This window comes from Amycolatopsis sp. NPDC033938 (assembly GCF_055575975.1).
The window spans coordinates 67,840-80,897 of the sequence record NZ_JBVIRO010000019.1; the positions used below are offsets into that span (position 1 = coordinate 67,840).

At 68.0% G+C, this 13,058-nt stretch carries 13 protein-coding genes; 5 read left to right on the forward strand and 8 right to left on the reverse strand.

The features are described 5' to 3' along the window. Window positions 1-552 precede the first annotated feature (552 nt). A complete protein-coding gene (locus tag ACZ5ZX_RS33850) occupies window positions 553-1,746 on the reverse strand; it encodes a lipopolysaccharide biosynthesis protein (RefSeq protein ID WP_465506057.1) in 1,194 nt (397 codons plus the stop codon). 68 nt (window positions 1,747-1,814) lie between these two features. On the opposite strand from ACZ5ZX_RS33850, the gene ACZ5ZX_RS33855 reads away from it, so the two are divergent. Together ACZ5ZX_RS33855 and ACZ5ZX_RS33860 are read left to right on the forward strand one after the other, a co-directional pair. Beyond that, on the forward strand, window positions 1,815-3,506 hold the full coding sequence (locus ACZ5ZX_RS33855; RefSeq protein WP_465506058.1) for an MmpA family trehalose lipid delivery protein: 1,692 nt from the start codon (window positions 1,815-1,817) through the stop codon (window positions 3,504-3,506). Window positions 3,507-3,509: 3 nt separating this feature from the next. Beyond that, window positions 3,510-3,689: a DUF2613 family protein gene (locus tag ACZ5ZX_RS33860; RefSeq protein ID WP_044856680.1), complete on the forward strand. Its 180-nt coding sequence runs from the start codon at window positions 3,510-3,512 to the stop codon at window positions 3,687-3,689. Window positions 3,690-4,614: 925 nt separating this feature from the next. Here the strand turns inward: ACZ5ZX_RS33860 and ACZ5ZX_RS33865 are convergent. Further along, window positions 4,615-5,847 (reverse strand): glycosyltransferase family 4 protein, encoded by a 1,233-nt coding sequence (locus tag ACZ5ZX_RS33865; RefSeq protein WP_465506136.1) that lies wholly within the window; start codon window positions 5,845-5,847, stop codon window positions 4,615-4,617. 163 nt (window positions 5,848-6,010) lie between these two features. Between ACZ5ZX_RS33865 and ACZ5ZX_RS33870 the strand changes: the two genes are divergently transcribed. Continuing rightward, entirely contained in the window at window positions 6,011-6,706 is a 696-nt protein-coding gene (locus tag ACZ5ZX_RS33870; protein ID WP_465506059.1) for a class I SAM-dependent methyltransferase, read from the forward strand. Window positions 6,707-6,718: 12 nt separating this feature from the next. On the opposite strand, the gene pgfA is transcribed toward ACZ5ZX_RS33870, so the two are convergent. Further along, a complete protein-coding gene (pgfA, locus tag ACZ5ZX_RS33875) occupies window positions 6,719-7,753 on the reverse strand; it encodes a cell envelope lipid trafficking protein PgfA (protein WP_465506060.1) in 1,035 nt (344 codons plus the stop codon). A gap of 238 nt (window positions 7,754-7,991) precedes the next feature. On the opposite strand from pgfA, the gene ACZ5ZX_RS33880 reads away from it, so the two are divergent. Next, entirely contained in the window at window positions 7,992-8,372 is a 381-nt protein-coding gene (locus tag ACZ5ZX_RS33880; protein ID WP_465506061.1) for a hypothetical protein, read from the forward strand. Here ACZ5ZX_RS33880 and ACZ5ZX_RS33885 read toward each other — a convergent pair. Both ACZ5ZX_RS33885 and ACZ5ZX_RS33890 read right to left on the reverse strand, forming a co-directional pair. Beyond that, entirely contained in the window at window positions 8,369-9,547 is a 1,179-nt protein-coding gene (locus tag ACZ5ZX_RS33885; protein ID WP_465506062.1) for a PucR family transcriptional regulator, read from the reverse strand. The two genes, ACZ5ZX_RS33880 and ACZ5ZX_RS33885, sit on opposite strands and share 4 nt — an antisense overlap. Before the next feature lie 60 nt (window positions 9,548-9,607). After that, window positions 9,608-10,045, reverse strand: a complete 438-nt coding sequence (locus ACZ5ZX_RS33890) for a MarR family winged helix-turn-helix transcriptional regulator (RefSeq protein WP_465506063.1) — start codon at window positions 10,043-10,045, stop codon at window positions 9,608-9,610. A gap of 37 nt (window positions 10,046-10,082) precedes the next feature. Between ACZ5ZX_RS33890 and ACZ5ZX_RS33895 the strand changes: the two genes are divergently transcribed. Continuing rightward, window positions 10,083-10,604 (forward strand): hypothetical protein, encoded by a 522-nt coding sequence (locus tag ACZ5ZX_RS33895; RefSeq protein WP_465506064.1) that lies wholly within the window; start codon window positions 10,083-10,085, stop codon window positions 10,602-10,604. Here the strand turns inward: ACZ5ZX_RS33895 and ACZ5ZX_RS33900 are convergent. The 3 genes from ACZ5ZX_RS33900 to ACZ5ZX_RS33910 form a co-directional block, all read right to left on the reverse strand. Next, window positions 10,594-11,364, reverse strand: coding sequence for a hypothetical protein (locus ACZ5ZX_RS33900; protein ID WP_465506065.1), 771 nt, complete (start codon window positions 11,362-11,364; stop codon window positions 10,594-10,596). The genes ACZ5ZX_RS33895 and ACZ5ZX_RS33900 overlap by 11 nt on opposite strands. Window positions 11,365-11,459: 95 nt before the next feature. Beyond that, a complete protein-coding gene (locus ACZ5ZX_RS33905) occupies window positions 11,460-12,149 on the reverse strand; it encodes a sigma-70 family RNA polymerase sigma factor (protein ID WP_465506066.1) in 690 nt (229 codons plus the stop codon). Between the two features lie 145 nt (window positions 12,150-12,294). Then, window positions 12,295-12,792, reverse strand: a complete 498-nt coding sequence (locus tag ACZ5ZX_RS33910; protein WP_465506067.1) for a hypothetical protein — start codon at window positions 12,790-12,792, stop codon at window positions 12,295-12,297. Window positions 12,793-13,058 lie beyond the last annotated feature (266 nt).

Sequence of the window (13,058 nt, forward strand, 5' to 3'; positions counted from 1 at the left end):
GAGCCAAACCCCCGGCACAGCAAGCCGCCACGGTCACCACCTGGGCGGCTGAGGAGTGCAGCCAGGACGTCACCAGCACCGTCTCGGTCACTACCGGAGTCGTGAGTGGTCCTTTCAGGTGCGGCTGTGTGGGTTTTGTTGCGTTAGATGAAGCAAAATCCACACAACCCCCTTCAAGTCCGCCGTGACCGGCCCTCAAGTAAGGCACCGGAGAGGGCCAAACTCCCGGCACAGTAAGCGGCCTCGGTTAGCCGGGTCGTCACCAGCACCGTCTCGGTCACTATCTGAGTCGTGAGTGGTCCTTTCAGGTCCGGTTGTGTGGGTTTTGTTGCGTTAGATGAAGCAAAACCCACACAACCCCTTCAAGTCCGCCGTGACCGGACCTCAAGTAAGGCACCGGAAAGAGCCAAACTCCCGGCACAGTAAGCGGCCTCGGTTAGCCGGGTTGTCGCCAGCGCTGTCTCGGTCACTATCTGAGTCGTGAGTGGTCCTTTCAGGTGCGGTTGTGTGGATTTTGTTGCGTTAGATGAAGCAAAATCCACACAACCCCCTTCAAGTCCGCCGTGACCGGACCTCAAGTAAGGCACCGGAAAGAGCCAAACCACCAGCACAGCAAGCGGCCACGGTCACCACCTGGGCGGCTGAGGAGTGCAGCCAGGACGTCACCAGCACCGTCTCCGCCACCACGGTCGCCCACATCAGCACGGTCACCCTCCGGTCACCCGCGGCGAGGCGCGAGAACAGGAGGATCTGAACCAGCGCGAGCATCGAACCGGCGAGGGCGAACGGCCAGACCGGCATGGTGCTGGCGGCGTAACCGGAGCCGCCGATGAACGACAGCAGACGGGGGCCGAAGACCAGCGAGACGAGGAGGACGAGGGAGTCGAGGGCGGCGCAGACGGCGAGGGCGGCGGGCAGGATGCGGCGGCGGTCGTCGCCGTTGGCGAACCGGGGGAGCACCAGGACACCGACGGCTTGGGGGAGCCAGTAGGCGATTTTCGTGACGATCGCGCCGAGGGCGTATTCGCCCGCCTCGCTCGCGGGGAGGGTGTGGCGGGCCAGGACCAGGTCGAGGTTCACCAGCAGGACGAGCGCCAGCATCGCCTGCGCGGCGTGCAGGACCTCGCCCGCCGGCCGACCCGCCTTGCGCGGTCGCGGCCGTCCGCAGAGGAGCCAGCCGCAGATGATCACCGCGTACGAGCCGATCGCCGTCCCGGCCAGCGCGCCGGTGGCGTTGCCGCCGATCACGAGGCCGATCAGGGATCCGCCGACCTTGCCCGCGCCTTCGAGTGACATGAGCCCGGCGAGCAGCGCGAACCGGCCGCTGCCCTGCAGGAGGCCGTGGAACAGGCCGAGCAGGGTCAGCGGGCCGAGCGTGACGGCGAGCAGGAGCGCGGGCACCACGGAGTCCAGGTGCAGGACGAAGACCAGGACCGGCGCCAGGATGAGGCCGATCGTCGCGACGATGGCGCTCGTGGTGAGGCCGAGTGCCAGGAGTGTCCCGCTGTCCTGTGGCTTGCGCGCGACCCGCAGCGCGACGACGGTCTGCAGGCCCATCGCGGGTACGACGCCGATCACCAGCACCGCCAGCAGCGAGCTCAGCTCACCGAATGCGTCCGGCGCGAGCAGCCGGGCGGCGATGATGCTCAGCGCGTAGGCACCGGCGTTGTTGCCCGCCAGCGCGAGCGAGACGAGGATCGCCGCGACACGCTTGCCGGTTTTGGCCTGATCGACGTCTACGCTCAAGCGCGCTCCTATTACCGGTGAGTAATCGAGCGACCATAACCGCGATCGAGGCGGAAAGGAAAGGGTACTTGGAGGCACGGCGCGAACGGCTCGTCTTGGCCTCGGTGTCGGCGGGGCTGGCGTTACTGGTGTTCCTGCCGGTGCTCAGCCGCGGCTTCGTCCTGAGCTACGACATGGTGTTCGCCCAGCGTCAGTCCCTCGTCCCGGACGCGCTCGGCCTCGGTTCCGCGTTGCCGCGTTCGGTACCCGCCGACGCTGTGATGGCACTCGCGACCGCGGTCATTCCCGGCGACATCGTGCAAAAACTCGTTCTCCTGCTCGCGCTTTTCCTCGCGGCATACGGCGCAGCGCGGCTGGTGCCGACGGAGCAACTCGGGACGCGGATCGTCGCCGCCACCGGCTACGCCTGGACGGCCTACTTCGCGGAGCGGTTGTTCATCGGGCATTGGCCGCTCCTGCTGACCTACGCCTGCCTGCCGTGGATCGCGCGCGCGGCGCTTTCCCTGCGCGGAAACGAGCCGAAGGCGCTCGCGCGGTTGGTACTCGCGTGCGCTCCCGCGGTGCTCACCCCGCCCGGCGGAGTGCTGGCCGCGCTCACCGCGATCGTCTTGACGGGACCGCGAAGGCTGGGCCGCACGCTCGCGGTAGCGGTCGTGCTCAACCTGCCGTGGCTCGTGCCGACGCTCCTGCATCCCGGCGGTTCGCTGTCCGACCCCGCCGGGGTGGCCGCGTTCAGCGCCCGCGCGGAAAGCTGGGGTCCGGCGATCCTGAGCGTGCTCGGGCTCGGCGGTATCTGGAACGGTGAGATCGTCCCCGGCAGCCGCGGTGCGCCGATGGCGCCTTTGCTGATCCTCGTCACGGTCGGCGTGGCGCTGGCCGGATTTCGCCCCCTGTCGCGACGGTGGGGGACAGCGCCGGCGAGAGCGTTGTTGCTGCTGGGAGTTCTCGGTGTCGTGCTCGCCGTGCTGGCGACGTTGCCGTTCGGCGAACCCGTGCTGTCGTGGGCGATGGGGCACGTCCCCGGCGCGGGGCTGCTGCGGGACGCGCAGAAATGGGTCGCGTGGTGGGCACTTCCGGTCGCGCTCGGCTTCGCGCTCGCCATCGAGGCGGCCGCCGCACGGCTGCGGACCGACGCGGCGCGCGTGGCACTCGTCGTGGCCGCCGCGCTCTTTCCCTTGCTCACCATGCCCGATCTCGCCTGGGGAGGCTGGGGACGGATCGAGGCGGTGCGTTATCCGGAGGACTGGAACGCCGTCCATCGGGTGCTCGCGGAAGACGAGCGGCCCGGCGACGTCGTCGCGCTGCCGTTGTCCACGTTCCGGCGGTTCGCCTGGAACGACTATCGGACCCAGCTGGATCCGGCACCGAGGGCGCTGCCGAAGACCGTCCTCGTCGACGACACGTTACGGGTCGGTGGCGAGGAGATCTCCGGCGAAGATTCCAGAATGGACCGTATCCGTGCCGCGACGTCGCCCGAAGAGCTGTCGGCGGCGGGAATCGGCTGGATTCTCGTCGAACACGGGACGCCGGGACAGCTCGACCCGCGGTTGCTGTCCGGCGCGGAACCGGTGTGGTCCGGTGACTGGCTCACGCTTTACCGCACTCCCGGTGCACCCGCGGTGACCGAGCCGGGAGCGCCGGTCCCGGTCGTGCTGGCAAACGGAGTAGCGCTGCTTTCGATCGCCGCCGCGCTGTTGTGCCTCAAGTTACCGATGCGTACATTGAGCCGACGCAGGAATTCCCTGTCGCGGAAGGAGTAGGTCTTGGGCACCCTCATCGGCGCGGCCGCGGCCGTCATCATCGGGCTCGCAACGGCGGCGGGCGGGAGTTACGCGCTGACGAACTCGGCCGATCCCGACGCCGCACCCCAGGTGCAGGCGAAGATCAAGGAGCAGTACAACCCGCTCGTGGCTCCCGAGAACGTCATCTACGGCAAACGCTGAGCCGGTGTCCCAGTTCGCCTCCGACCACGCGCATCGCGTCGTCGGGCTCTACGGCGACCCCACCGTTTCCTGGAGCATCCTCCTGGAAGCGAACCTGTCTTCGGTTCTGACCCCGGAAAAGGCGCGGACGCGACTGGCGGTCGCGGTCGAGGAGCGGCCGTGGCTCGGGGCGGCGCCCGAGGTCGAAACCGTTCTCCGGAAAGACCTTCCGGCGGCTCGCGACCGCTTCGCCGAGGCGTCGTACGAACGCGGTGCGCCGTTGATCCGCGTCGCGACGGTCACCGACGAACCCGTCGTGCTGATCGCCGCCCATCACGGCGCCCTCGACGGTCTCGGCCTGCTCGCCGTGCTCGGAATCGCCCTCGACGTCCCGATCTCCTCCGCGGCCAAAGGAATCGGCGCGCGGACGGCGGATCGCTCCTTTCTCACTTCCGCCTTCCACAGGCTCGTTGAGGCGCTTTTCGCGCCACCCGCGAGGATCACCCCGGAACGGCTCGAAAGTGGCCCAGGAGACGTTTTCAGCGCCAGGAATCTCCCTCGACTGAGGCTCGGTTCGTCGGCGTTCGCGGCGGCGGCCGCCACTGTGACCGAAACGTGGAACGCCCGGCGCGGCGAGAAGAGTTCGCGTGTGGTGGCCGCGGTCGGGGCGTCCTGGCGAGGCGGTGGCACGCCGGAACCCGAACATGACAGCGCCTTCTTCCGCCTGCGCCTCGGCAGGAATCCGAGCGCGGCCGAAGTGGGCGCGCTGCTGGCCGCGCAGCCGCCGGAACCCGACTTCCCCGCCCGCAGCAGCAGGATCGCGCGGCTGGGCACGCGGCTGCTGGCGAGCAGGCTCGGTTCGACCTACCTGGTATCCAATCTCGGCGTCGTTTCGGCGGCGGACGCGGTCACCTCGATCGCCTTCTATCCCGCCGCCAGCGGCCGGTCAGGGGTGGCGTTCGGCGCGGCGACCGTCGGGGACACGAGCACCGTCACCGTGCGCGCACGCCGCAAGGACTTCGACGACGCCGCCACGGCCGGGCTGGCCGACGGACTCGTGGAAGCCTTGCGGCGTCAGCAGCCTGGGATGGGGGATGGCCACCCCGGCGACGTCGCGCACCAGTGATTCGAAGCGGTTCACGCTGTGTTCCCAATCGAACAGGCCGGCCCACGTGACGCCGGCCCCGCCCATCTCGGCCCGGCGCGCCCGGTCGGCGAGCAGTCCTTCCACCTTCGCGGTGAAATCGTCGAAGTCGTCGGCGAGCAGGCCGGTCTTTCCCTCCACAATGGACTCGGCCACCCCGCCCGCCGCCCGGTAGGCCACCGAAGGCACCCCGTGCGAGGCCGCCTCCATGATGACGATTCCCCAGCCCTCCTTGACCGACGGGCACAGGTGCAACCAGGAGCGTTCCAGGATCTCGTGTTTCTCGTTCTCCTCCAGCCAGCCGTGCAGCCGTACCCGGTCTTCGACGCCGCGGTCACGGGCGTGCTTGCGCAGGACCTCCTCCCACGGGCCCTGTCCGACGACTTCGAGCCGCAGCGTCGGCCACCGCGGCGACAGTGCCGCGACGACGTCGATGGCGTGCTCGATCCGCTTGTGCGGCACCAGCCTGCTGACCGCGACCAGCGTCGGCTCGGTCTCCCGGACCGCCTTGCCGCGTGGGGGAGTGTCCAACCCGTTGGGTACCACGGTGATGCGTGAACCCTCGATACCGAGGCCGGTGAGTTCGCCTTTGGTGATCTCGGAGACGGTGACGTAGCGGCAGTGCCGGAACAGCCACGGCGCCAGCCGGGACTCGATCCACCAACCGGCCCGGCCCAGTGTCTCGCCGAGCGCGCTGATCCATTGTTCCCGGTGGACGTGGTGTACCAGCACCAGCACCGGGCAGCCCGCGACGAGCCTGGCGAAGAAGGGCATTCCGTTCTGCACGTCGACAACGAGGTCCGCGTGTGCCTTGCGGATCGCCCGGAGCGCGTGGGCGTAGACGCCGAACTTGTTGCCACGACGGCGATAGCGGACCCCGTCGCGCCATTCGCCCGCGTTCGCGCCGGGATAGGCCGCGCAGTGGATTTCGACCCGGTAGCCCGCCTTCGCGAGCCCCTCGGCCATCCGCTCGACGTACCGTTCGGAACCGCCGCCTTCCGGATGACCGGTGTCGCGCCAGTTGACGAGCAGCACACGTGGCCGTTCCATCGTGGTTCTCCCAACCTGTTAGCGACAATGCTAGGTTACCGGTGCGTACACGGTAGATGAATCATTCTCGGAAAGCGATGGTCCGATGGTCGGTAATCGGTTGGTGACCCGTTCGATACCGCCTCATCGCGCCACCTTGCGTAGATCGGTGACGTTGTTCCGCACTTTTCTCGCCGAGCAGACGGATCCGGACGGCTTCTACTCGGTGCTCGCCCAGGACTCGGTCCGGCAATTGGCTCAGCACACTCCGTTGAACGGCCGAACCATCGTCGACGTCGGTGGCGGTCCCGGCTATTTCTCCGACGCGTTCCGTTCCGCCGGTGCCACCTATCTCGGCGTGGATCCCGACGTCGGCGAGCTGACGGCACGGGGTGAGGCCGGGGAGAACATGGTCCGCGGCAGCGGGACGGAACTGCCGGTGCGCACCGGATCCGTGGACATCTGCTATTCGTCGAACGTGCTCGAACACGTTTCCGAACCCGAGGTCATGCTGGCCGAGATGTGCCGGGTGACCAAACCCGGCGGGACGATTTTCGTCTCGTTCACCCCGTGGTATTCGCCGTGGGGCGGGCACGAGACCGCGCCATGGCATTTCCTCGGCGGCTCCTATGCCAGGCGACGTTATCTCGAAAAGACGGGGAAGGAGCCGAAGAACAAATTCGGCGAGAGCCTGTTCGCTTTTTCGGTCGGCGCGGCCGTCCGGTGGGGGAAGGCCACGCCGCTCGCCGATCTCCAGCAGGTCTATCCGCGGTATCACCCCGCCTGGGCCCAGTGGATCGTCCGTGTTCCCGGCGTCCGGGAAATCGCGTCGTGGAATCTGGTGATGGTGCTCCGGAAGCGGTAGTCCTTGGCAGATCTAGTGCCGTGAAGGTTCGCGGCGCCGCTTCACCAGGAGGAAGACCCCGATCGCGAGGAAGACCGCGCCGGCGATCCCGAGCACGATCGGCCCGGTGCTTCCGATGAAGTCGAGTTTGCCCTTGTTCTCGTCGACCTGCTGGACCATCTTGTCGACGGTCGCGTCGGTGAAGGTCAGCTTGCCGTCGAAGACGACCGTGGGCGTGGGGTTCGCGGCGGACCGCAGTTCCTGGTGCGACTGCTGTTCCTGCTTGACCTGGATCCCGGTCGACGGCTCGATCCAGCTGGTGATGGTGCCCCGGTAGAACTGACCGGCTTCGACGGAGTTCCCGGTGGCGCCGATGAGCGAGCCCGGCACCTTCTTCATCGCGATCTTCGTGTCGGGGATCTCCTGGACGAACTTGTAGACCTCGACCCCCTTGATCTCTTCGACGCCCTTGAACCGCGCCTGCACCGCGCGACCGGTGTTGTCGTCGTAGACCTGGTAGTCCTTCTGCTCGGTATCGAAGGGGAACTTGAAGTTCAGGCCGGGCTGCGGCTTGTACTCCTGGATCTCCTTGGGCTTTTCGTTCTCCTTCTCGGGCTTTTCCTCGAGTTTGGTGACGAAGCTGCTCTTGCCGGAGCACTTCGCTTCCTGGTCGCCGCCCGGGGGCACGTACCCTTCCGCGGTGCGGCGGTCGAAGCAGACCTGCCGCTTGCTCGCGTTGACCACGGTGTCGTCCTTGGTGTCGACGACCGAGACGGCCAGCAGCCAGACGGCGACGTCCGTGCCCTCCCGCATCTCCGGTGGCGCGAAGTTCGCCACCACGTGGGCGGTCGCCTTCAGCTTCGCGTTGTCGCGGATCTCCGTGACCGTCTTGCCGCCCTCGTTCTTCACCGCGAGCACCTTGGCCGCGGTGCCTTCGAGGATCGACGTCGAATCCTGGTTCAGTGGCACTTTGGCGAGTTGGGGTTTCACATACGTCGGCAGCGACACCGCGGCGGCGACGGCGAACACCCCTAAGGCCAAGAAGATCAGGCTCAACGCTCGTCGCAACGGTCCTCCTGGTGAAACCCGGGAAACATCCACATTACCCATCGGTAATCAGTCGCAAGATAGTGGCTCGCGGACCAGTCAGCGTCAAAGGTGTGACCGTCGGTCATAGGTACGTGATGCCACCGGAAGGCGGTAGCCGCGCCGCCATTCGGCGCAAGCAGCCAAACATGTTTGTTCCCGGGAACAACGGGAGCGGGACCACCATCGGACGACTTCTCCCCGAGTGGAAAGGAACTCAGTGCCGCCGGACCCGAACGATCCCCGCGCGCTGGACATCGGCGCGTACTCGGATTCCATCACCGATGTCGAACTCCGCGACGCGGTCGCGGACGTCGCCGCATTGCTTTCGTTGCACGGCAACGTGATCCGCGATCTCGACGCCAGGAGATCACGATGGCGTCCCGGGCGGCGATCCCCGCATCCGGACATCGTCCTCTCCGCGGCCTGCCGCCGTCCACAGTGGACGAGATCGGCGAATCCCGAGGTGACCCTGCCGGTCGCCACGACGACTCGTGGCCGCACGCTCGCGGTCCGGCTCACCGCCCGGCCCGGTCTCGGGCACACCCTGCTGGACCTCGCGAAGATCATCGACGCCGACATGGCGCCGGAAAGGTCCTAGCGCGCGTCGTCGGCCAGCCGGACCGCTTCGAGTGCGACGTAGAGTTCGCCGACGTCGACCGGGTCGGACAGGTCGCGTCTGGTCAGTTCCTGCACCCGTCGTAGCCGGTACCGGACCGTGTTCGGGTGGACGATCAACCGGTCCGCCGCCTCCTTCGCCGAGCCGTGCCCGGAGAACCAGGCGACCAGCGTGTCCAGCAGGACCTGCCGTTCGGCCTTGGGCAGCACCAGGATCCCGGTGAGCACCGAACGCACGACGTCCCGCGACATCGCCGGCGCGCTCGCGACCAGGGTGGTGACGGGGGAGTCGCCGAAGACGGCGACCCCGGCGGTGCCCGCCACCAGTGACCGGCGGGCGATCCTTGCCCGGTGGACCGCGTCCGGGACTTCGAGGAATCCGTTGAACGGCTTGCTCATCCCCACCGCGAGTGGCAGTGTGCCCAGCACGTCGCGCAGCCGCCGGACGTCCTCGACGCGGTCGATCATGACCAGTCCGGTTTCGGCGCCCGGCCGCCAGGCCGACTTCCAGCGCCGTGCCCGCAGCAGTGCCTCGACGCCGGGTCGCTCTTTCGGCTCGACGGCTTCGGTCACGACGGCGACGAACGTGCCCGCCGCCGGGAGATCGAGTTCCCCGGCCGCGTTCTCGAGTTCCGCCTGAGTGGCGAACCGGCCTTGCAGCAGGCCGTCCAGCAAGGCGAGCTTCTCGTGGGAGAGTTCGGCGGCGACCTCGCTGTAGGCGTTGGTCAGCGCGTCGGAGTAGAGATCGATGGTCTTCCAGACGCCTGCGTTGATCTCCACCGTGCGCGCGGGGTTGATGAAACCGGGGCCTGCCAGTTCCAGCAGGCGTTCGTAGACGAAGATCCCGCCGATCCGGAACGCCCGGAGCACGGACGGCAGCGGAATGCCCCGCCGGGCCTGCGCCAGTCCGGTCTTGCGCGCCGCGTCGAGCGGGAGTCCCCGCCCCTCGACGAGTGCGGTGAGCGCCCGTTCGAGGTTCGCCCGGCAGACTTTGCGCAGCTCGTCCGGCGCGGTGCTGTCGACCTGGTGGTAGAACTCGTCCTCGTCGCTGAGCAACCGGGCGAGACGATCGCTGAACTCGGGCAGCCGGGTGAGCATCGCCTGCATGAGCTCGCGCTGCTCCCGGGGTGCGGGAGTAGCGCGAGCCTCAGTGCCCATCCGCCAACTCTAACCCGGCGAACCGGCCGCTTTTTATCACGATGCGACGAAAGGGCGCTTTCAGGTGCTGAGCGCGGCTGACAATCGGCGCAGTGTGTCGCGGGCCTGCCGCAGGTCCTCGGCGCTGACACCGCTGTCATCGAGCATCCCGAGCCGCTGCGTTTCGCTCGCTCCCCACAGGCGGTCCAATAGCCGTGAACCCTCGGCTGTGATGGCGTACAGGGGTGAGCGGCGGTGCGCGGGATTCGGCTCCGCTCGCAACTGACCGGCTTCGGTGAGGTCGTCCACGACCCGCTGGACGGCCTGGCGGACTTGACCGAGCCGTCGCGCGATGGCGGGAACGGCGGCGGGTTCCTCCGACACCACGCTCAGCACGTGCCAGCGGGCCACCGTCGTGCCCTGTTCGGCCGCTTCCCGCTCGCTGATCCGGCGGCTCAAGCCCGCGAGTTCGTAGACGTCGGCGATCAACAACCGGTAGCCGCGCACCAGATCGGTCATAGTTGACAGCATACTGTCAAATGGTCATCCTGGCCGCATGGACGTCACCGAGCGGATCGCCGCCGTGTTCACCGCCACCGGACCACGCCCCGAACTCGCCGCCCGGCTCGGCGTGTTCGAGCCGCTGATCGGCAGCTGGGATCTGGTGGTCCACAACTACGGCGAGGACGGGAGTGTCCGGACCGTCGACGGGGAATGGCATTTCGGCTGGGCGCTGGACGGCCGCGCGGTGACCGACGTGTGGATCAGCCCGGCGCGGGCGAGCAGGGTCGACGGCGTGGACGGCGAATGGGGGATGAGCCTGCGCTTCTACGACGAGAAGATCGACGCGTTCCGGTCGACCTGGCTCGGTCCGGGCAACGGCTGGGTGATCCCGTTCCTCGGGAAGCGGACCGAGGACGGTTTCGAGATCGAGGCCGACACCGACGGCGTCCGGCGCCGGTGGATCTTCTCGGCGCTGACCGCCGACAGTTTCTCTTGGCGGGCGGAAGAAACGCTGCCGGACGAGGACCCCTTCGTCCGGCAGCGTTTCGAGGCGACGCGCGCGGTCAGTGGTTGATCTTGAACCAGGGCTGCGACCAGCCGAGGTAGGTGTAGTTCCACGCGTTCTTGATCTCCGAGATGGTGGTCTCGGTGAAGCTGCCGGGACCGTGGATGTCGTTCGACAGGAACTTGCCGCCGCCGATGGAGATCATCGTGTGCCCGGTACCGCCGTTGCTGAAGAAGGCGAGCCCGCCCGCGGGGACCTGGGTGTCACCAGGGTGCTTGTACGAACCCGGGAGCTGGGTCCAGTGGACGTAGGCCGTCTCCGAACCGCTCGCGGACCAGCCGTAGGCCCACGAGTTGATCCGGTCGCACCAGCGGTAGTAGTCGGGATCGTTGTTGGTGTGCACGTGCGCCTTCGCCCACGCGACGGCTTCGGCGCAGGTCCTCGGGTTGCCGGTGCCGGCGGTGGAGCAGGAGAGGGTGCTGCCGGCGCAGTCCGGGGCGACCCGGCCGTCCGAGCCGGTGTAGACGTAGGCGTCGCTGATGTAGCCGCCCTTGGACGGCACGTAGTCCCAGATGTCGGTGGTGCCGTACTTGCCGGTCACCGTCGAGCCGTTCGTCTGGCAGTCGATCGTGACGGCGGTGCCGCTCGCGACCGTGCCGACCGAATTGGCGCTGGTGCTCGGGCTCGATCGGACGGTCACCGCGACCCCGGAGTCGGTGTTGACGGTGCCCGTCGCCGCCAGTGCCTCGCCCGCGCCGCCGAGCATGACCGCTCCGGCGATCGCGATCACGCCCATGGCGCCCCTGGCGATCCTCGATCGGATCTTCATCTTCGTCCTCCAGTGGTTTCCCCAGATGTGCGGACAGCATGGAGGAGGCGCGTACAAGCGGCGTACAAGTGTTCGATTGTCCGAAGTGGACGGTTCTATACCGGGACGAGCTCCGGCGCGGCGGCTTTTTCGATATCCCGGATATCGTTCGCGTAACGGGCATTCCGCTCGGTGAGCAGCACGCGCAGCCGTGCGAGCGCCCGGAACTGGGCCGCGCGGACGGCGCCCGCGCTGGGCAGGCCGAGCCGCTCCGCCGTCTCCTCGGCCGAAAGACCGAACACGAACCGGAGGGCGAGCACCTGCCGGTGCGGCATCGGCAGCCTGGCCAGCAGGAGCCCGGCCTGAAGGCGGTGCTCCAGTCGTTCGATCTCGTCGGGGTCGCGGCGGGCCCACTGAGTCATGCCGTCGCCGATCTCGGGGACGGAGGCGACCGGTTCGCGGGAACGGCGCCGATAGAGGTCGGCCACCTTGTGTCCGGCGATCCCGAGGACGAACGCGAGGAACCGGTCCGGCCGGTACCGATAGCGGGGCAGGGCGATCAGGACCGCCTGCAACACTTCCTGCACGCAGTCCTGCGCGTCGCAAGCGCCGGTTCCGGTGCTCCCCAGTCTGCTGGAGCAGTAACGGAACACGTGCGGGGAAAGGAAACGAACCAGTTCGCGGACCGCGTCCGGGTCACCCGCGACGGCCGCGCGCACCAGCCTGCTTTCCGGGTTGGGCAGCCGTCCCGCCGTCGCGGCGGCACGGGAGTCCGCGGGTACCGTCGATGGCGCTACCTCGTCCAAGTCTGCACTCCTGGTTCACCGAACTTGCCGCGAAGGGGTGCGCCCGTCATCGGGGACTGGGACTTCGTGCGCGGTGGTCCAGCTTGCCGTGCCACCCAAGGGATGTCCACACGTTCGGAGGGAAGTCATCCGAACCGCGCAATGTCTACTGTGGACGATGTGGATGCGAGCCCTTGAGACAGGACAGGACCGGGGGATAGGCGGTGGTGTCGGCGCTGAGGAGATCCGAGGTCCAGACGAGGCAGTGCGCGAGTACCCGGATCCGCTGGGCCAGGTCGGCGTTCTCGCAGGCCTCGCCGATCTGGTCGGCGCACGTGGCGGTGTCGTCGCGGACGCTGGCGGCGATGGCGCGGGCGATCGCCGCCACCCTCGGGTCGAGTTTGTCGGGCCGGACCGTCATCCCCGCCGGGTCGCGCAGCCGAAGCGTGAACGGTTCACGGATCCGCAGCGAACGTCGGCGATCCTTGGCGGCCAAGGAGAACGTGTCGACCAGCCGCCCGACGACGTCGTCGAGTGCCGGTCCTCGCCGGGTGGATGAGGCGGTGGACACCAGTGCGGTGGCGAGCCGGTCGGCCTCGCCCGATCTGGTGAGTGAAAGGAGATCGCGGGCGATGGTGTGCGCGCGTCTGGGACTGGGTTTCATGTCGGGGCCCCTCGTCGTTCGTGCCGACAAGCCGATACCCCGCCGGCGAGGGACTAAACGTGAATGTTCGTCGGATTGGGGCGGGTGGCGGTGCGGGTTGGGCCGTTCGGCTCAGGCCGAAGGCACGTGCGGCCGCGCCCGAGGCTTCCGGTGAGCGGTGGGCTGGGTTGGTCGTGAGTTGGCAATTGAGGTGTAAACCCGAAAGCCAAAAACGACAACAATTTACGACGGAGATCGCCAGCGAGGGGGGCGGTAGGGGGCGGCGG